At 57.6% G+C, this 20,077-nt stretch carries 15 protein-coding genes, 1 tRNA gene and 1 pseudogene; 9 read left to right on the top strand and 8 right to left on the bottom strand.

Annotated features, from left to right (window positions below):
- Positions 1–28: 28 nt before the first annotated feature.
- Entirely contained in the window at positions 29–349 is a 321-nt protein-coding gene (gene trxA, locus AC0V6W_RS14730) for a thioredoxin (protein ID WP_486151228.1), read from the top strand.
- A 75-nt stretch (positions 350–424) separates the two neighbouring features.
- On the opposite strand, the gene AC0V6W_RS14735 is transcribed toward trxA, so the two are convergent.
- Both AC0V6W_RS14735 and argJ read right to left on the bottom strand, forming a co-directional pair.
- Positions 425–1,228 (bottom strand): inositol monophosphatase family protein, encoded by an 804-nt coding sequence (locus tag AC0V6W_RS14735; protein ID WP_486151230.1) that lies wholly within the window; start codon positions 1,226–1,228, stop codon positions 425–427.
- A complete protein-coding gene (gene argJ, locus AC0V6W_RS14740) occupies positions 1,225–2,460 on the bottom strand; it encodes a bifunctional glutamate N-acetyltransferase/amino-acid acetyltransferase ArgJ (RefSeq protein ID WP_486151677.1) in 1,236 nt (411 codons plus the stop codon). Before argJ ends, AC0V6W_RS14735 begins: the two co-directional genes overlap by 4 nt.
- Before the next feature lie 89 nt (positions 2,461–2,549).
- Between argJ and AC0V6W_RS14745 the strand changes: the two genes are divergently transcribed.
- From AC0V6W_RS14745 to AC0V6W_RS14770, 6 genes and pseudogenes are all read left to right on the top strand, one after another.
- Complete coding sequence (locus tag AC0V6W_RS14745) at positions 2,550–3,242, top strand: energy transducer TonB (RefSeq protein ID WP_486151232.1); 693 nt, start codon at positions 2,550–2,552, stop codon at positions 3,240–3,242.
- Positions 3,243–3,320: 78 nt separating this feature from the next.
- Positions 3,321–3,596 carry a hypothetical protein gene (locus tag AC0V6W_RS14750; protein ID WP_486151234.1) on the top strand — a complete coding sequence of 92 codons (276 nt, stop codon included), beginning with the start codon at positions 3,321–3,323 and terminating at the stop codon, positions 3,594–3,596.
- A gap of 99 nt (positions 3,597–3,695) precedes the next feature.
- A pseudogene (gene secA / locus AC0V6W_RS14755) lies at positions 3,696–6,459 on the top strand (preprotein translocase subunit SecA).
- Between the two features lie 33 nt (positions 6,460–6,492).
- The gene (locus tag AC0V6W_RS14760) at positions 6,493–7,248 is read left to right on the top strand and encodes a sulfite exporter TauE/SafE family protein (protein ID WP_486151236.1); all 756 of its coding nucleotides are present in this window, start codon (positions 6,493–6,495) and stop codon (positions 7,246–7,248) included.
- Positions 7,249–7,338: 90 nt separating this feature from the next.
- Positions 7,339–9,015: a formate--tetrahydrofolate ligase gene (locus AC0V6W_RS14765; RefSeq protein WP_486151238.1), complete on the top strand. Its 1,677-nt coding sequence runs from the start codon at positions 7,339–7,341 to the stop codon at positions 9,013–9,015.
- A 136-nt stretch (positions 9,016–9,151) separates the two neighbouring features.
- Positions 9,152–9,976, top strand: coding sequence for a hypothetical protein (locus AC0V6W_RS14770; protein WP_486151240.1), 825 nt, complete (start codon positions 9,152–9,154; stop codon positions 9,974–9,976).
- A gap of 19 nt (positions 9,977–9,995) precedes the next feature.
- Here AC0V6W_RS14770 and AC0V6W_RS14775 read toward each other — a convergent pair.
- Positions 9,996–10,070: transfer RNA gene (locus tag AC0V6W_RS14775), tRNA-Asn, on the bottom strand.
- An 87-nt stretch (positions 10,071–10,157) separates the two neighbouring features.
- Positions 10,158–10,982 (bottom strand): NAD kinase, encoded by an 825-nt coding sequence (locus AC0V6W_RS14780; protein ID WP_486151242.1) that lies wholly within the window; start codon positions 10,980–10,982, stop codon positions 10,158–10,160.
- Positions 10,983–11,134: 152 nt separating this feature from the next.
- Here AC0V6W_RS14780 and AC0V6W_RS14785 point away from each other — a divergent pair, with 152 nt between their 5' ends.
- On the top strand, positions 11,135–11,980 hold the full coding sequence (locus AC0V6W_RS14785) for an EAL domain-containing protein (protein ID WP_486151244.1): 846 nt from the start codon (positions 11,135–11,137) through the stop codon (positions 11,978–11,980).
- Here the strand turns inward: AC0V6W_RS14785 and mfd are convergent.
- Both mfd and AC0V6W_RS14795 read right to left on the bottom strand, forming a co-directional pair.
- Positions 11,977–15,480, bottom strand: a complete 3,504-nt coding sequence (gene mfd, locus AC0V6W_RS14790) for a transcription-repair coupling factor (protein WP_486151246.1) — start codon at positions 15,478–15,480, stop codon at positions 11,977–11,979. The genes AC0V6W_RS14785 and mfd overlap by 4 nt on opposite strands.
- An 86-nt stretch (positions 15,481–15,566) precedes the next feature.
- Positions 15,567–15,845, bottom strand: a complete 279-nt coding sequence (locus AC0V6W_RS14795) for an FAD assembly factor SdhE (RefSeq protein WP_486151248.1) — start codon at positions 15,843–15,845, stop codon at positions 15,567–15,569.
- A gap of 121 nt (positions 15,846–15,966) precedes the next feature.
- Here AC0V6W_RS14795 and recG point away from each other — a divergent pair, with 121 nt between their 5' ends.
- The gene (gene recG, locus AC0V6W_RS14800; RefSeq protein ID WP_486151679.1) at positions 15,967–18,030 is read left to right on the top strand and encodes an ATP-dependent DNA helicase RecG; all 2,064 of its coding nucleotides are present in this window, start codon (positions 15,967–15,969) and stop codon (positions 18,028–18,030) included.
- Between the two features lie 17 nt (positions 18,031–18,047).
- Here recG and AC0V6W_RS14805 read toward each other — a convergent pair whose 3' ends face one another.
- The gene (locus AC0V6W_RS14805; protein WP_486151250.1) at positions 18,048–18,548 is read right to left on the bottom strand and encodes a low molecular weight protein-tyrosine-phosphatase; all 501 of its coding nucleotides are present in this window, start codon (positions 18,546–18,548) and stop codon (positions 18,048–18,050) included.
- Positions 18,549–18,675: 127 nt separating this feature from the next.
- Complete coding sequence (locus AC0V6W_RS14810; protein ID WP_486151252.1) at positions 18,676–20,076, bottom strand: ABC1 kinase family protein; 1,401 nt, start codon at positions 20,074–20,076, stop codon at positions 18,676–18,678.
- Position 20,077 lies beyond the last annotated feature (1 nt).

The raw sequence follows: 20,077 nt of genomic DNA on the forward strand, positions 1-20,077 counted from the left end.
ATGCAACACTTTTCAGGAGACCTTAGATATGGCTACCGTCAATGTAACCGATGACAGTTTTCAAACCGATGTGCTGGATAGCGATAAGCCCGTGCTGGTCGATTTCTGGGCCGATTGGTGCGGACCGTGCAAAATGATCGCGCCCGCTTTGGAAGAGATCAGCGAGGAATTGAGCGATAGCGTGACTATCGCGAAAATGGACATCATGGAAAGCACAGGCGTGCCAGCGGATATGGGCGTCCAGTCGATCCCGCTCATGGTGATGTTCAAAAACGGCGAAGAGGTCGCGCGCAAAGTTGGCGCAGTGCCGAAAAGCCAGCTGAAAGAGTGGATTGAAAGCGCGATCTGATTTGTGGTGAGCCCCCGCAGAGGCTGGGGCCTCTTCGCATATAGAGAGAGGTCCCCGCCTGCGCGGGGACTCGCATCAATCTAGTACCCGACTGGCAAATTCATCCCAGATCGCTGGGCTGGATGCGCCGACCAATCCCGGTTTGCCGTGTTCGTCGACGCGGTATTCGCTGCCATCCAGCCGCGCGGCTTTCCCGCCTGCTTCGTTCAGCCATAACACGCCCGCTGCATGGTCCCAGGCCAATGTCCGCTTGAAGCTCGACACATCGTTTTCGCCCAGCGCAAGCCGGGGATATTGTTCAGCAGCGCAGCGCGGGATATCGACCAGAGTGTAATGCGGGGCGAGCTTTTCAACGACCATTGCGGATTGTTCTTCGGTGAGGAACATCCGGCTGACGGCGGTCACAGGCGGGGTTTTGCCCGTGGTGCGCGCTTTGATTTTCTCGCCATTGATAAACGCCCCTTCGCCTGCGCGGGTGTGGCAAAACCGGTTTTTGTTCGGATCGTAAATCCAACCCGCAACCGTTTTGCCCGCATCAGCCAAAGCGATGATGATACCGAAGGGTTCTCTGCCTTCGGTAAAATTCGCTGTGCCGTCCAGCGGATCAATGATCCAGCATTGCTCTGACAAACGATCGAGCACTTTCTTGTCCGCATGAACCGCTTCTTCGCCCACAACGGCGACCCCTGGGGCCAGTTTGGTGAGCGCTTCGGTCAGGAACGTTTCCACCTCGCGGTCAACGATGGTGACGGGATCATCCTCGCCTTTCATCTCAACATCGCTGTCTGCCAGCGCGCGAAAACGCGGCAGCATTGAACGCTGGGCGGCAAAACGCATCAGGTCGAGAATTTCCGTATCAAGGGCGCTAAGCTCGCTCATGATCTGTAATCCGCGTTGATTGAAATATATCCGTGAGTGAGGTCGCAGGTCCAAACGCTCGCGCGGCCTTCGCCCATGCCCAATTCCACCGCGAGGTCTATCTCCTCGCCTTTCAAATGCTCGGCCACGGGGGCTTCATCATAATCATCGACGGGCAGGCCATCGCGCGCGGCCCAAACCCCGCCAAACGCGATGGAGAGCTTGTCGCGGTCCGCTGGTTCGCCCGCTTTGCCCACGGCCATAACGACGCGGCCCCAATTTGCGTCTTCGCCAGCGATGGCGGTTTTCACAAGCGGAGAATTCGCGATTGCAAGGCCCACGCGCCGCGCGCTTTCATCGGACACCGCGCCCGACACGCGGATGGTGATGAATTTGGAGGCCCCTTCGCCATCGCGCACAACGGCCTGCGCCAGCTGGCGGCACATATCGGTGAGAGCGGCGGCAAAGGCATCCGCGCCGGGGCTGTCCCAGCTTTCGATCCTCGCATTGCCGGCCTTTCCGGTTGCAAAGGCCAGAACCGTGTCGCTGGTCGAGGTGTCGCCATCCACCGTGATGCAGCTGAAAGTCTGCGAATTGGCTATGCCGAGCAATTCTTGCAGAAATGCAGGCGCGATATCGGCATCGGTGAAGATATAGCCCAGCATTGTTGCCATATCGGGCGCGATCATGCCGGAGCCTTTGATAATACCCGATAGCTCTACCCGCGTAGCGCCGATCATGGCGCTGGTGTGCGCGCCTTTGGTAAACGTATCAGTCGTGCCGATGGCGCGCGCTGCATCCTCCCAGGAACATGGGGCTGTATTCAGAACTGCTGCAATGCCTTCGCGCGCTTTATCCTTGGGCAGGGGAACCCCGATCACCCCTGTTGAACACACCAGAACCTCGCGCGCCTCGCATCCAAGGCCGCCTGCGACCTGCGCCATGATCTGCTCCACCGCTTCGCGCCCGCGATAGCCGGTAAAGGCGTTGGAATTTCCCGAATTGACGATCAAAGCGCGCGCGCTGCCCGATTTCACCTGCTCGCGGCCCAGCTCCACTTCGGAGGATGCGCAGGCGGACTGGGTGAACACGCCGGCGACAGCGGTTCCCTCGCTCACTTCGACAAAGGTCAGATCAGCACGGGTTTTGGGTGAGCCATCCTTATATCCGGCATGAGCAACACGCAAAGTAACACCTGCGATATCGGGCAGATCAGGAAAAGGGAGCGCAAGCGGGGAAGGGGCAAGATCCATAATGCACAGCGCTCTAAGCGGCATTGGGGCCAGGTTCAATCGGCGTTTGGCTTATTGCCAAAATGCGCGGGGCGGTTAGGAATATGCCGATGAATAGGAAACATCTTTGTGCTGCGGCCATTGGCCTTCTTTCAACCCTCGCATCGCCTTTAGTGGCCCAGGAGGCTGCTGAGGAGACAGCGCCCGCGCCGCCGCCCATTTCGATTGCGCCGCCACCAGAGGTTATTGAGAACGATGACGGGAGCCTTCCGCCAAGGCTAGTTTCATACGACCTCTTAGGGGCGAAACCTGCCGACTATCCGCCTGAGGCATGGGTGGCAGGTGACGAGGGATCGGTGAGGTTTGAACTCTCTGTCAGCAAAGAGGGCAAGCCCGAAAAGTGCACCATTCTCGCCTCGTCTGGCTCAGCCCTTCTCGATCAAAAGACTTGCTCTATCGCGATGGAGCGCGGGGCGTTTGAGCCTGCGCTGAATGCGGAAGGGCAGCCTGTCCCGGGCAAGTATGTCGATTACATCGATTGGGGCAAGCGACAGCCCGAATTCGGCAGCAACACCGTCATCGATGTCACGTTCACCGTGACAGCCGAAGGCAAGGTTGAAAACTGCAACGTGAATGAAATGTCTGGCGATCTAAGCGAAACGATGCGCAAGAGTTTTGAGCGCGAGCCTTGTCCAGGCGTGGATCGTCCGCCGCGCGCAGTCTACCGCGACGAAAATGGCTATCCGGTGGCAAAGCAGGTTAATCTTAAGGTTTTAGTCGAGGCTAATGATATCTTAGAATGACGCTGCGATAACGCTCATCACCGGTCAAACGCGCCATTGCGGTGGACGTGAGCGGTGAATGACCCTATTTGAGACCACATGACCCGGCATCTGTTTGCCTTTCTCGCCCTGTTATCGGGCCTTGCTGCGATCAGCCAGCCAGTGCATGCGCATCTGGCTGAGGCATCGGCTGCGTGCGATACCGGGGTTGAGGCCAGCGCCGAAACGGCCGCGCAGGCCAATCATGGCGAAGTAAAAATCGCATCAGAAAAAGCCGATCAGCGCGATGCGAAACAGGGCGAGCTTGCGCTTCAGCCGCTGCCGCAGGCAATGCGTTTGCCTGTATTGATGGGTGTTGAGCGCGCTTACGAATAGCGCCTCGTTTTTTCCCTTTTCGCGCTGGCTGCGCGGTTTTCCCACATCTCACAATTCATGGCCCCACAAGCGGGCCGCATCCGTTTCAGGAATCCATCCATGTTCGAAGCTCTCGTCAAATCCGTATTTGGCTCCTCCAACGATCGCTATGTCAAATCGCTTGGTAAGATCGTTAAGCAAATCAATGATCTTGAACCACAAATTCAGGCGCTTTCCGATGAAGGGCTGCGCGCCCAGACCAATGCTTTTCGCGAAAAGCTGGATACCGGCAGCACGCTGGATGACATCCTGCCCGAAGCGTTCGCAACCGTTCGCGAAGCGTCCATGCGCGTGTTTGGCATGCGGCATTTTGATGTCCAGCTGATCGGCGGCATCGTGCTGCATCGCGGCGAGATTGCCGAAATGCGCACAGGTGAAGGTAAGACGCTGATGGCGACGCTTGCGGTGTACCTCAACGCGATTGAGGGCAAGGGCGTTCACGTTGTTACTGTCAACGATTACCTTGCGCGCCGCGATGCGCAGGACATGGGCAAGCTTTACAATTGGCTGGGCCTGAGCGTGGGCGTGATTGTCCCTAATATGGACGAATACACCAAGCGCGAAGCATACAATTCCGACATCACTTACGGCACGAATAACGAGTTTGGCTTTGATTACCTGCGCGATAATATGAAGCATTCGCGCGCGGAAATGATGCAGCGCCCGTTCTCTTTTGCGATTGTCGATGAGGTGGATTCTGATCCTGATCGACGAAGCGCGCACGCCGCTGATTATCTCCGGGCCGACCGAGGATAAATCGGACCTTTATGTTTCACTTGACGAAGTGGCCAAGGAAATCCCTGACGAATGGCTGGATAAGGATGAAAAGGCGCGCAATGTTCAATTGAACGAAGAGGGCCACGAAGAGGTTGAAAAGCTTCTGATAGAAAAAGGGCTACTGGAAACCGACAACCTTTATGACGTTGAAAACACGCAAGTTGTTCATCATCTCGATCAGGCCTTGCGCGCGGTCCATATGTTCAAGCGCGATGACAATTACATCGTCAAGGATGACAAGGTTATCCTGATTGATGAATTTACCGGCCGGATGATGGAAGGCCGGCGGCTGTCCAACGGTTTGCACCAGGCAATCGAGGCGAAAGAGGCAGTCAAGATTGAGCCTGAGAACCAGACCATGGCCTCAATCACGTTCCAGAACTATTTCCGCATGTATCCCAAACTGTCCGGCATGACCGGCACAGCCGCGACCGAAGCGGCGGAATTTTGGGACATCTACAAAGTCAATTGCGTTGAAATTCCGACCAATCTTCCCGTCGCGCGCGTTGATGAGGACGACGAGTTTTACAAAAACACGATGGACAAATTTGCCGCGATTGCAAAAGCCATCAAGGAAAAGAACGAGATTGGCCAGCCCATTCTGGTTGGCACGGTCTCCATCGAAAAGTCTGAATTGCTTAGCAAATTCCTCGATGAAGAAGGCGTCAAACACGAAATCCTGAACGCTCGCCAGCACGAACGTGAGGCGCATATTGTGGCGCAGGCGGGCCGCCTTGGCGCGGTGACGATCGCGACCAATATGGCCGGACGCGGCACCGATATTCAGCTGGGCGGCAATCTCGACTTTTTGATCGAGGATGAATTTGGCGCGGTGGAAGATGGCCCCGAAAAAGAGGCTGCCATCGCCAAGCTCAAAGAGGAAGTCGCAGCGGAAAAGGCCAAGGTCTTGGAAGCGGGCGGATTGTTTGTGCTGGGCACGGAACGCCATGAAAGCCGCCGCATCGATAACCAATTGCGTGGCCGCTCTGGCCGTCAGGGCGATCCGGGTCTTTCGCGGTTTTACCTGTGCCTTGAAGATGATCTTTTGCGCATCTTTGGCCCTGATACGCTGTTTTCCAAGATGATGAATTCAAACCTCGAAGATGGTGAGGCAATCGGGTCCAAATGGCTTTCCAAAGCGATTGAGACTGCGCAGAAAAAGGTCGAGGGGCGCAATTACGAAGCGCGCAAACAGGTCGTCCAATATGATGACGTGATGAACGACCAGCGCAAAGTCATCTATGAACAGCGCTCCGAAATCATGGATTCAGAAGCGGTGGATGACGTAGTGCTCGATATGCGTCACGATACGATTAACGCGATGGTCGGCACTGCGTGCCCTCCGGGTTCCTATCCCGAACAATGGGACATCGCCGGGCTTGAGGAAAAACTGGTCGAGATCTTCAATCTTAAAGTGCCGTTTGATGAATGGCTCGAAGAAGACCAGGTTGAGCCTGAAATCATCGAGGAACGCCTGCGCGCGATCACCGATGAGATGATGGACACCAAAACGGCCGAATATGACGAAGGCGCATGGCGCGGCGTGGAAAAAGAAGTGCTGCTGCGCCAGCTCGATTACCACTGGAAAGAGCATCTGGCGACTTTGGATGCGCTGCGTCAGGTGATCTGGATGCGCGGGATCGCGCAGAAACAGCCGATCAATGAATACAAGCAGGAAGCGTTTGGCCTGTTCGAAGGTCTGCTCGATACCCTGCGCGAGGAAGTGACCAAAATTCTGTTCCGCGCGCAATTGGTGCAGCAACAGCCCGAACCCGAAGCTTTGCCCGATCTGCCCGATTTCCTCACCGGACACATTGATCCGCTGACGGGTCTTGATAATTCCAATGATGGCGATGGTTCAGCAGAGCGGCCAGAGCTGTTCGGATCGCTAGCGGGATCTCCGCGTGCTGCATCGGGGCCGGGCGGGGCGAACACCGATAATCCCTATGCCAATTTGAATGTCAGCCGCAATTCGCCTTGCCCGTGCGGGTCAGGCAACAAATACAAGCATTGCCACGGAGCAGCAGGCGCGCGGCCAGCGGCGTAATTTGCGCGCGGCGCGTCAGAAAGGGGCTAGCCCGTGATTGGTGCGATCCCTGCGCTTTTGGCGCTCGCCTTTGCGGTGACGGCGCTGCTTTATGCGAGCGTCGGGTTTGGCGGCGGTTCGACTTATGCCGCTCTGCTCGCGATATCGGGGCTGGATTACCGCCTGCTGCCTTTGGTCGCGTTGGCGTGTAATATTGTTGTTGTTGCAGGGGCCAGCGTGCGGTTTGCGCGCGCGGGTTTGGTGCCATGGCGCGGCGCGCTGGGGCTCACCGCTTTGGCCGCGCCCGCAGCCTTTATTGGCGGGCTGATCCCGGTGGATGAGGCGCTGTTTATGGCGCTGCTCGGCATCAGCCTTATCCTGACCGGCGTGACCTTGCTCGTTCCTGTCAGCCCGTCAGCGGCAAACGAGCCGACACGGTTCGCCAACGCCATGCCGTTAGTTGCCGCGCCCATGGGCCTTGTTGCAGGGCTGGTCGGCATTGGCGGCGGGATATTCCTTGCGCCGCTTCTTCATCTGACGCGGTGGAAAGACGCGCGCGCCATTGCTGCCACGGCAAGCCTTTTCATCCTCATCAATTCGCTGTTCGGCCTCGCGGGGCAATTGGCCAAGCAAGGCCCCGGCGCGTTTACAGGTGCGATTGGATACAGCCTCCCGCTGCTGATCGCGGTGGCTATTGGCGGCCAGATCGGCAGCGTAATGGCTGCGCGCGTTCTGCCTGTGCGCTGGGTCAGGTGGCTGACGGCGGCTCTGGTTCTGATTGTGGGGGTTAGGATTTTGATAGCGGGATAATGTGATTGGCGCGCAAGGCAGCTTGCTTCGCCTGCGTTATGTTGCTTGGAGTGATCGGGCGCAATTCTGCCAAACAGGGGAAGATTGAAATTGCCCACCGATGTTGAAATTGCCCGTCAGGCCATTTTGAAACCCATCGCCGAAATCGCGCAGGATGCCGGTATCCCGGATGACGCGCTGATCCCCTATGGACGATATAAGGGCAAGATCGACACATCCGCATTGCCCGATGCGAGCAAGGGTGAGAAACCAGGGGGCAAGCTCATCCTGGTCACCGCGATCAACCCAACGCCTGCGGGCGAGGGTAAGACAACGACATCCATCGGCCTGTCAGATGCGCTCCACCGGATCGGCAAGAAAACCATGCTGTGCCTGCGAGAGCCATCGCTTGGCCCGTGCTTTGGAATGAAAGGCGGCGGGGCAGGTGGCGGCCGGTCACAGGTTATGCCGATGGATGAGATTAACCTGCATTTCACCGGCGATTTTCACGCCATTTCAAGCGCGCACAACCTGCTTGCCGCGATGATCGACAACTCGGTCCATTGGGGCAATCCGCTTGATATCGATGTGCGCCGGGTCACCTGGAAACGGGTGCTCGATATGAATGATCGCGCGCTGCGCCAGATCACGGCGTCGCTGGGCGGCGTGGCTAATGGCTTTCCGCGCGAGACCGGCTTTGACATCACCGTCGCATCGGAAGTGATGGCGATTTTGTGCCTCGCTTCCGATCTTGATGATCTGCGCCGCCGGCTTGGCGATATTGTTATTGGATACAGGCGCGATCGGACTCCGGTTTTCTGCCGCGATGTTAAGGCAGATGGCGCGATGGCAGCCTTGTTGAAAGACGCGGTTCTGCCCAATCTTGTCCAGACCTTGGAACAGCGCCCAGCATTGCTGCATGGCGGCCCCTTTGCGAATATCGCGCATGGCTGCAACAGCATTATTGCAACGAAAACGGCGTTGAAACTGGCCGATTATGTGGTGACGGAGGCGGGCTTTGGCGCGGATTTGGGCGCGGAAAAGTTCCTCGATATCAAATGCCGCCTTTCGGGCCTCAAACCCGATGCGATTGTGCTGGTCGCGACATGCCGCGCGCTCAAGATGAATGGCGGAGCGGCGAAAGACAGCCTCAATACGCCCAATCCCCAGGCCATCGGGAAAGGGTTCGCCAATCTCGCGCGGCATATCGAAAACATCAAAAAGTTCGGCGTGGAGCCAGTTGTCGCGATCAATCACTTCCATCTCGATACGCCCGAAGAAATTGCTGTCATAAAGGATATGGCCGCTGCCAAAGGCGCCGAAGTGGTATCATGCGAACACTGGGCCAAAGGCGGCGAGGGCGCTGAAGAGCTGGCGCGGGTCGTCGCAGCAAAAGCCGATGCAGGCGCACCTGATTTTAAGCTCCTCTACCCATCAGACATGCCGCTGGCAGACAAGATTACGACTGTCGCGACCCAAATCTACCGCGCGAGGGAGGTGAGCATCAGCCCGGCAATCCGCAAACAGCTTACGCAATGGGAAAGCATGGGATACGGCCACTTCCCCGTTTGCATGGCGAAAACCCAATCATCCTTCAGCACCGATCCATCCAAAGTCGGAGCGCCGGACGACCACACAGTCGAAATAAGCGAAGTGCGCCTGTCAGCGGGCGCGGGTTTCGTTGTGGCAATCTGCGGAGGGATTATGACGATGCCCGGCCTGCCCAAGAAACCGGCTGCGGAGACGATCTATCTGGATGAAACGGGTGAGATTGAGGGGCTGTTCTAAGGGGTGTTTGAAGGGGGCTTCCCAGTCCAAACTGTCACTTTCTCGACCATCAGATAACTCATCTAAAAATTGGTTGATTCCGTTCGGTTTTTATGTATTATTTAAACATCGTAAAAATTAGAGATTGGAATTCGCAATGAGCACGCGCTTTTTGCCTGTTCTCTTCGCGCCTTTACTTGCTCTGGAATCGCCAGCTTCTGCGATTGATAGAGCGATGATGAATGCCTGGGAGATAGGCACTGTTTCATATCTTGATAAATACTCGTTTCAGATGATCAAAGACCTTGCGGAAGTTGACCGCCACTGGGCGGTGACTTCCCGCCATCGAAAGCAAGGTGCCAATCATGATCATTTCGCAAACGTCAATCGCGCGGTTTGCAGGCTGAGCTTCCGTTGGATAAATACGGAGCGCAAAATGCGCTTGTCGCAGAAACAGAAGGGGCGCTATTCGATCTCTGCGCCTAAATCGGTTGAACCCTATAGGAATGCGGTCCGCGGAGGATTTCGAATGGCATCGTCATACACGGATCGACCGGTTAAATGTAACTCCCTGTCATGGAATGATCACAAGCGTTTTGTTTCGATGACCAGAGAATTGACACGCCAGCGCAAGAGGCTTGGCGGCCTGACAGCAACGAGGCGGCAAAATTCGAAATGGTCGACGACCTTTGCGGTTGAGTTGGCGCCATTGCCTTTCAAAGTCGAATTCATCGAAGGATCGGCAAAGCTGAAGATTGCACGCTCTTTGGGGCCGTTGAAGTTTGACATTCAAACCGGCCCAAAGCGCAATCAAACGGTTGAGAGATCACAATCCGAGTATCTCATTGTGAATACGCCGGACGGCAAGGCCCGCATTTTCTATGTTTACGGCATCGATCTGGATATTGATTTTCCGCCCTCAAATTTTCGAAGAACCGGATCTGCTATGATCTTCACATGCAGTTCGGCATGCGTTGGATAGGTCAGAATCGCCTGAAAAATGGCTCCCCGAGTTGGATTCGAACCAACGACCAAGTGATTAACAGTCACCTACTCTACCGCTGAGCTATCGGGGAACATCGCTTCGGGTTTCTCTCCGAAACAAGGTGAGCCGCGTATATGAGCGCGCTTTGCGCAATGCAAGGGGGTATAACGCGCAATTGTTAATCCACCACAAATTGTTCTGACACAATCCGGTCTTCGAGCGATTGGCCGGGGTCAAACAACAGCTCCAATTCGGTTTCGTGATCGATATCGAGAGTGACCTCGGCAATGTCGCGCAGTTCTTTCTGGTCGGCCACTGCGGATACGGGGCGCTTGTGCGCTTCGAGCACGCGCAGCTTAATCCGCATCTGATCGGGCAGGATCGCGCCGCGCCAGCGTCTGGGGCGAAATGGGCTGATAGGGGTGAGGGCAAGCATCTGGCTGCCCAGCGGCAGGATCGGGCCATTGGCAGACAGATTATAGGCGGTTGACCCCGCGGGTGTCGCCACCAAAACGCCGTCGCCAACCAGCTCATTTATGCGCACGCGGCTGCCCACGGTTACTTCGATCTTGGCGGTTTGCCGGGTTTCGCGCAGCAGCGACAATTCATTGATCGCGCGCAAAGCATACACGGTGCCGTCCTGCGTGGTCGCTTTGATCCGCAGCGGCGCGATCCGTTTTGCCTTGGTGCGCGATAACCGATCAAGCACTGACATTGTCTCATCAAACGGGTTCATCAAAAAGCCGACTGTTCCCAGATTGATACCGTAGGCAGGGATCACTCGGCCCGCATCCAGCATGGCGTGCAGGGTTTGAAGCATAAAGCCATCGCCCCCCAGAACCACGGCCACGCGCGCGTTTTCGAGCGGGCACCAATTGTGCTGATCCAGCAATGCTGCGCGCGCTTCTTGCGCTCGCGGTGTATCGGACGCGAGCAGAGCGATCCGCGATGTGCCGTCGCTTTCACTGGCGGGATGTGTGGTTATCGTCGTCTCCATCGCCATGGCCTGATCGTTTACGCAAAAGGCCTTAATTGACCGACCTAAGCGGGGCTCAGTTAAAACACCTCCACTACGGGCCAATCCTGATGTTCCATTATCGGTCGATTTGCAATTGCCATGGTCAATTCCGTTAAAGTGCGCCTATGTAGAGTGCCATGGATCACGCACAGCGAAACACGCGCACCTCTTTAAGAGGATCAACCCTGCAGGGCACAACTCGCGGCGTTCTGCCTGGTGTGCCTCCCGGCGCGCTGGAAAGCGATCTGCTGCGCGCGCTTGATCATTGTGAGATCGAAGTGCTGTTTCAGCCGCAATTTGCGTGCGAGGATGCAACTGTTAGTGGGGCGGAGGCTTTGGCCCGGTGGCAGCATCCCTCGCTTGGAGAGATTGGCGCGAGCGATCTGTTCGCAATTGCCGAACGCGCGGCATTGGTGGCGCCTTTGTCGCGCCATGTGGTCGCGCGCGCTTTGGAAGAGGCGGCCTCTTGGCCTGAAAATCTCAGCCTGTCACTCAACATAACGCCGGAGGAAATGGGCGATCCGCGCTTTCCAGCGGACTTTGCCGAACTGATCGGGATGAGCCGGATTAACCCTTCGCGTTTGATGCTGGAAATTACCGAGGATTTGCTGCTGCGCAATCTGAGTCAGGCAAGCATCGCGCTGTCCGGCCTGCGCAAGCTGGGCTTTCGCACGGCATTGGATGATTTTGGCGCAGGCTTTTGCAACTTTCAGTATCTGCGAGAATTGCCGCTGGATGCGCTCAAGCTTGACCGGGTGATGGTCAAAGGCATTCCCGGCGATCCCAAAGCGATTGCGGTTCTGCGCGCGATCATGGGCCTTGGTAAGGCGCTCGATCTGGATGTGTACGCCGAGGGGATCGAGAGCGAGATCCAACGCGCTGCCGTCATCAGCGAAGGGTGCGATTACTGGCAGGGCTTTTTGAAAGCGCAGCCGATGAGCAGCGAGGATATGCTGGGCGTGGCGCGCTCAGCCCAGAATTAGGCCGCTTTCTTTTGGGCGCGCTGCGCTTTGCGCACGATGCCTGACAATCCCTTGGTCAATTGGAACAAACCGTTCAGCCGGCTTTTCGGGTCGCCCCACGCCCGGTTGATGACCAGTTTCATATCAGGGCGCAATTTCGCGGTTTCGCGGCCCCCTTCGTTCAGCCGGTCAACATAGGCGATAAGGCCTGGACCATCGGGGAAATCGTCTTGGTGGAATGTCACTAAAGTCCCGCGCGCTCCCACATCGATTTTGGCGATATTGGCGGTGATGGCCTGATGTTTGATCTCTATCAGGCGAACGAGGTTTTGTGTGGGCGCAGGCAGATCGCCGAAACGGTCGATCATTTCCGCGGCGAGCCCCTCAATTTCCGCCTTGTCTTGCGCCTGGTTGAGGCGGCGATAGAGCGCCATGCGCACGGCTAGATCGGGGACGTAATTCTCCGGGATCATGATCGGCGCATCGACGGTGATTTGCGGTGACAAGGCATCGCGGCTTGCCTCCAATCCTGCATCGCCCGCTTTCGCGGCCATAATCGCATCTTCGAGCATGCTTTGGTACAGCTCAAAGCCAACCTCGCGGATATGGCCCGATTGTTCATCGCCCAACAGATTGCCCGCACCTCTGATATCGAGATCGTGGCTGGCGAGTTGGAAGCCTGCGCCCAAACTGTCCAAATCGCCGAGCACTTTGAGGCGCTTTTCCGCAATTTCGGACAATTGAACGTCTTTTTCGTAAGTCAGATAGGCATAAGCACGAAGCTTTGACCGGCCCACGCGGCCGCGCAATTGGTAAAGCTGGGCGAGGCCAAAGCGGTCTGCGCGGTGGATGATGATTGTGTTGGCCGATGGCAGGTCGAGGCCGGATTCTACGATGGTTGTGGACAGGAGCACTTCGTATTTGCCTTCGTAAAAGGCGCTCATGCGCTCTTCGATTTCATTCGCGCCCATTTGACCATGGGCAGAGACGCATTTCACTTCCGGAACGGTTTCGCGCAGCCATTCTTCGACCGCCTGCATGTCGGCAATGCGCGGCACCACGATAAAGCTTTGCCCGCCGCGATGGTGTTCGCGCAGCAAAGCCTCGCGCATCACCATCTCGTCCCATTCCATCACATATGTGCGCACCGCTAGGCGATCGACGGGCGGGGTTTGGATGGTCGAAAGCTCGCGCAATCCTGTCATAGCCATTTGCAGCGTGCGCGGAATGGGCGTCGCGGTCAGCGTCAGCATATGCACATCGGCACGCAGGGTTTTGAGTTTCTCTTTGTGCGTCACGCCAAAGCGCTGTTCCTCATCGACGATCACAAGGCCAAGGTTTTTGAACTCGGTTGATTTCGACAGGATTGCATGGGTGCCCACCACAATGTCGATATCGCCAGAGGCAAGTCCTTCGCGGGTTTCGCTCGCTTCTTTGGAAGAGACGAGCCGCGACAGCCGCCCGATTTTGAGCGGGAATCCGGCAAAGCGTTCGGAGAAATTCTGGAAATGCTGGCGGGCAAGCAAAGTGGTGGGCGCGACCATGGCAACCTGCTGGCCGTTCATGGCGGCGACGAAAGCGGCGCGCAAAGCGACTTCGGTTTTGCCAAAGCCCACATCGCCGCACACCAGGCGGTCCATCGGTTTGCCGCTTTCCAAATCGCGCAATACGTCGGCGATGGCCGCGTCCTGATCCTCGGTTTCCTCCCATGGGAAACGGTCGGCGAATTGGTTGTAGCTGGCCTCTTCTGCTTCAAAAACGGGCGCTTTCTTGAGTGCTCGTGCGGCGGCCACTTTCATCAGCTCGCCTGCAATGGCGGTGATGCGTTCTTTAAGGCGCGCGCGGCGTTTTTGCCATGCTTCGCCGCCCAATCGGTCCAGCGGAACGGATTCTTCGGAGGAGCCATAGCGCGAGAGGACATCGATGTTCTCAACCGGGATGAAAAGCTTATCGCCGCCCGCATATTCAAGCGTAACGCAATCGTGCTGGCTTTTGCCAACGGAGACAGGATCAAGGCCGAGATATTTGCCGATGCCGTGTTCGACATGGACGACCAGATCACCGCGCGCCAATGCTTGCAATTCAGCAAGGAAAGCATCGGAACCTTTACGCTTTTTCTTGCGCCGCACGAGCCGGTCGCCCAGCACGTCTTGCTCGGTCAGCAGCTCGAGGTCGGCATTGGCGAACCCTGTCTCCAGCGGCAGAACCATCGCGGTCGCTTGCCCCTTGGCCGCTGCGCCCAATGCCTCTTGCCATGTGCCAGCGAGCGCGGTTGGGGTGCCGGCTTCTTCGAGGATCGAAGCGATGCGTTTGGCGGAACCTTGCGAATAGGCGGCAAAGAGCGGCTTCCTGCCTGATTTTGCGAGCGCGCCGAAATGCTTGCCCGCCGCGTCGTAAACATTGTCCCCCCGCGCGCGTTCGGGGGTGAAATCGCGTGAGGCTTTGAAGCCGAAATCCACCGCCTTATCGCCTTCAGGCGCGGCAAAGACGCTCGCGCGGTGGGCAGGGGCGCTGTCCAAACTGGAGGTGAGTTCGGATTGCGCCAGATAGAGCGCATCGGCAGCAAGCGGGCGGTAGGAACCTGACTTATCGCCTGCCACCTGCGTGCGCTGTTCGTGGTAATCGGCGATGTCCTTTAGGCGCTCTTCGCCTGCACCCAGCGCGCTTTGGTCGATCACCACCGCATCATTGTCGCCCAGATGATCGAACAAAGTGGCAAGCTTTTCCTCAAACAGAGGAAGCCAATGTTCCATCCCCGCCAGCCTGCGCCCATCGCTGACCGCTTCATAAAGCGGGTCTTGCGTGGCGGCTGCGCCAAATTGTTCGCGATAGCGTGATCGGAACCGTTTGATGCTGTCGGGATCAATCAAAGCCTCAGATGCAGGCAGCAATAGATGCTCATTCAGACGCCCGGTCGAACGCTGAGTGTTCGGATCAAACAGGCGCAGGCTTTCCAGCTCATCCCCAAAGAAATCGAGACGCAAGCCTTGGTCCAGCGAGGATGGGAAAATGTCCACCACCGATCCGCGCACTGCAAATTCGCCGTGATCGACGACCGTATCGGTGCGCGAATATCCTTGGCGAGTGAGGAGGGCGGCAAGGCTGTCATGGCCGATCACGGTGCCCGATTTGAACTCGCGCACGCTTTCGCGGATGCGGAACGGGGTGAGCGCGCGTTGGAGGCAAGCATTGATTGTTGTCACCAGCAATTGCGGTTTGCCGCCGCCCGATTGCAGCTTGAACAAGGCTGACAGCCTCGCCGCGCTGATCGACAATGCTGGCGAGGCGCGGTCATAGGGCAGGCAATCCCATGCGGGAAATTCCAGCACTTCCACTTCGGGCGCAAAGAACCGCGCGGCCTCTGCCACTGACCGCATCGCGGCATCATCGGCGGCGATAAACACCGCGCGCCGGGATGCAGCCCGCGCCAGATCGCTCATCACCAAAGGCACAGCCCCGCGCGGTAGCGAAGCGAGAGTTAGCGGCGTTTTGGCCGTAAGGATACGGGAGAGGTCAGTCATGGATAATTTTCAAACTCGAATAGCAGAAACGCAAACAGCTCTGGGCGTTTCCGCGCAGAGCTAAAAAATTAAGGTTGGCAGGCCGCCTAGCGCGGAATGTCGACGTAATCGAGCTTCATCATCGCTTCGATCAGCGGGCCTGCGAATTTTTCCGGGACATCCTGCGTTTTGAGCGCCCACGCCATGATATCCACGTCGTCTTCATCGAGCAGGTCTTCAAACCACCCAAGCTCATCCTCCCCCCAATTGGCTGAATATCGGTCGAAAAAGCCGCCGATCATATAGTCAGCTTCGCGCGTGCCGCGGTGCCAGCTGCGGAATTTGGCGCGGGCCAAGCGCGCATCGAATGGGGGCGTGTCAGTCATGGTGGAGTGCTTAGCCAATTCGTCATCCCAGTGAAAGCTGGGATCGCTATCAACAGGCAAGCTCGATCCGATGGCGATCCCAGCTTTCGCTGGGATGACGATGGTGCTTAAGAAGAACGCAATGCGTCCCGATATTCTCAACCCTCTGTTTGCGACAAACGATGCGCTGGACGGCGTCGGGCCGAAATTGGCCAAGCCTCTCGAAAAACTTGGCCTCACTCGGATCAAGGATTTTGCCTATCATCTGCCCGAACGCTTCGTCACTCGGCGGGTGATTGCTGATCTGGATGAAGGCGGTGAGGGCGAGCAGGTTATCATCGCGCTGACGCCAACTGAACACCGCAGCCCCCGCAATCCGGGGCGCGGGCCGTACCGGGTGCTGGCGCAGGATGAGGCGGGCAATATCTGCGCGCTCACCTATTTTGGCCGCGCGTCATACACCGCGAAAAAGCAGCTCCCTGTGGGAGAGAAACGCTGGGTTGCCGGGCGATTGGACCGGTATGGCGATATGCTCCAGATTGTGCACCCGGACCATGTGGAAGAGGATTCTGCGGCCCATCTCGCGCGGATGAACGAACCTGTCTACCGCCTATCCGAAGGATTGACGCAGCCGCGCGTGGCGGGGCTCGTCGCCAAGGCTTTGGCGCAGGTGCCCGAATTGCCTGAATGGATTGAGCCGGGCCAGTTTGATGCTGCTGGATGGCCCGCATGGCGCGATGCGCTGCATCTGGCGCATAAGGATCAGCACCAGAGCGCACGCGACCGGCTGGCCTATGATGAGCTGCTTGCCAATTCGCTGGCGCTGTTGCTGGTGAAAGCGGATAGCCGGCGGCGGCGCGGGCAGGCACTGGCAGGGGATGGCGCCTTACGCGCAAAGCTGCAGTTGCCGTTTGAGATGACAGGCGCGCAGAAACGCTCCATTGCTGAGATCGAAGGCGATCTGCAGCAAGAAGCGCCCATGCTGCGCCTGCTGCAAGGCGATGTGGGAGCGGGTAAAACGGTGGTTGCGCTCGCGGCCATGCTAATCGCGGTCGAAGCGGGCAAACAGGCGGCAATGCTCGCCCCCACCGAAATCCTCGCGCGCCAGCATTTTGAGACCTTGCGCAAAATGGCTGCGCCTACGGGGGCAGAAGTCGCGCTGTTGACGGGCCGCGCCAAAGGCAAGGAACGCGAGAGCATCCTGATGGGGCTGCTCGACGGCTCGATTGACATTCTCGTGGGCACCCATGCGATTTTTCAGGACACCGTGAGCTACAAGGATCTGGGCCTTGTGGTGATTGATGAACAACACCGCTTTGGCGTGGCGCAAAGGCTTGCCCTGGCAGGCAAGGGGAGGCGCGCGCCGCACACTCTGGCGATGACAGCGACCCCGATCCCGCGCTCGCTCACTCTTGCGCAATATGGCGAAATGGATGTGAGCCGTCTGGATGAATTGCCGCCGGGAAGGCAAGCGATTGATACCCGCGTGGTGGCGCAGGAACGGCTCGATGATGTGGTTGCAGGCGTTGAGCGCCACCTTGCCACAGGGCAGCAGGCCTATTGGGTTTGCCCCATGGTGCGAGACAGCGAAGTGGCCGATATTGCGGCGGCTGAGATGCGTTATGCGGGGCTAAAAGAACGCTTCGGCGATGCGGTCACGCTCGTCCACGGACAGCTTAAGCCTGAGATCAAAGACGCCAATATGGAAAGCTTTGCGCGCGGCGATGCGAAACTGCTGATCGCCACCACAGTGATCGAAGTCGGGGTTGATGTGCCGTCGTCCACTCTGATGGTGATCGAACAGGCAGAGCGGTTCGGCCTTGCGCAATTGCACCAGCTGCGCGGTCGTGTGGGGCGAGGGGCTGACAAATCGACCTGCCTGCTGCTTCGCGGCAATGAGCTGTCGGAAACCGGCAAGAAGCGGCTCGCTCTGATGCGCGAGACACAGGACGGGTTTCGCATTGCCGAAGAGGATCTGGAGCTGCGCGGCGGCGGGGAACTCTTGGGCACGCGCCAATCGGGCGATGCGGCGTTTCGTATTGCTGATCTGGAACAGGTGCAAAAAATGCTCCCCATCGCGCACGCCGATGCGCGCATGCTGATCGAGCATGATGGCGGATTGACGTCAGCCAGGGGTGAGGCCGCGCGGATATTGCTGTATCTGTTTGAGCGCGATTGGGGTGTCCAATTGCTGCGCGGCGGATAGGATTATCCGATAAACGCTTAAAATTCGACCTTTACACCGCGTTCTTGAAAGCTGGTGACAAGTGCATGGGCAGCCGCGTTGATATCGTCCCAGGCGCGGCGAAAATCATCCTCATCGCCGTAATAAGGGTCTTTCACTGGCTCATTCTCGCGGCCTTCAACCGCATCCATCAGCATGGCAATTGACGCCGTGCCGTCACGCGGGGCGATCGCTTTCATACCTTCAAGATTGGCGCGGTCGAGCGCGAAAATATGGGTGAAGTCGTAGAAATCGGTCCGCTGCAATTGGCGGGCCTGAAGATCGGCGATGTAAGCGCGGTTCTCATTTGCGACCTTGATCGCACGCGGATCGGGCGGATTGCCGATGTGGTATGCACCTGTTCCCGCCGAATCGATACGGCAGTCAAAGCCCGCTTCCTCGCACGCAGCGCGAAACGCGCCCTCTGCCATGGGCGAACGGCAGATATTGCCGAGGCATACGAACAATATGCTCAATTCAGGCTTGCGGCGTTCCAACATATCAGCGCTTTAGCGTTGCAATTGAAACTAAGCCACAACTTACATTGCTGAATTTTGAGTAAATAGACGCTGATAGGCCGAATAGGGTTTTACACGCAGGTAACGCCGTTCAGGTGCCGGGCGCGTTTCAGGCCGCGCTCGCCGTCATGGGTTTGGTCGATTCCAGCACTTCTTCGGTGATGCGGCGGATATTGACCTTGGCTTTCAGCCGCGCGCCCAGGAGCGCGGTGCCCGATACTTTACGCTGTACAAACAGAGTCTCAATCGGCGGGAAAGCCCAGGTGTCCTTGTCCTGCGCGATTTCAAAACCTTCCTCGCGCAGATCCGGGATAAAGGCCCGGTCGCCAAAATCGAACGGCGCATCGCGGCGCATTTCGCCGATAACTATGTCGATCATTTTATCGACCCGTTCGCCATGCTTTTCAACCACGATGGGCTGCATAAACCCTGCATCGAGCGTCGCTTGGCGCACCTCATCGCGATTGCCCACAAGGCCCGCTTCGAGCATTTTGCGATAGCCATTGGCGACATCAGGATCGACCGGGCGGCAGGCTCCAAAATCAAGTAGCACAATCTCGCCTGTTTCCCGGCGAAACTGGAAATTGGCGAAATTGGGATCGGTCTGCATCACACCGAATTCGAACAATTCGCGCGCAACCAGACGCAGCAAGCGGCCAAACACCTCATCGCGGCGGTCGTCGGGCTCCTTGGCCAGCTCCTCGATATCAGCGCCTTCTTCAAACGACATCGCCAGGATAGCTCCGCGCGTCAGCCCTTCGTGCAAGCTGGGCACGACAAAGCCGGGCACGCCGGCCAGTTTTTCGCGATAGAGCTGCAATTGCTGGCCCTCGCGCTCGTAATCCGCCTCTTCGTGCAGCTGTTTTTTGGCTGCGGCGAGCAGTTTGTCGACTTCGAGTTCGGGCGGGGCAAAGCCTGCGACTTTCAGCAAAGTCATCACATTATCGACATCGCTATCAATGCTTTTGGCAACGCCGGGATATTGCACTTTGATCGCCAATTCCTCGCCATCGCGGGTCAGCGCTTTGTGCACCTGGCCAATGCTGGCAGCGGCAATGGGGCGCGGGTTGAACCAGCGGAATTGGCGGCGCCAGTCATTGCCCCATTCCGATTTGAGCACCTGATCGAGCTGCTTTGCCGGCATAAAATGCGCCTGATCGCGCAAAGTGGCCATAATCTTGGCCAGTTCATCGGGCAGAAACTCGCCTGCATCCAAGCTGATCATCTGACCCATTTTCATGGCCGCCCCGCGCAAGTGAGACAAACGTTCGGTCAGGCGTTTGGCATTGCCGGGGGTCAAAATCAGATCGCGGGTCGATATCTTCTCCCCGCTGGTCAGCCTGCGCGCACCTTCGGCCGCCATGCCGCCTGCCACCCCGCCGACGAGCTTGCCAAAAGTTGCAAAGCGCGAAACCCGCCCCGATGGGACAGAGCGGTGCCGCTTGCGCGCGGCGCGATCATCTTCGCGGGAATGCTGGGAAGAGGGCAGGTCGGAAAAATCGTCTGACACA

It is taken from the genome of Erythrobacter sp. JB1-7 (assembly GCF_057365015.1).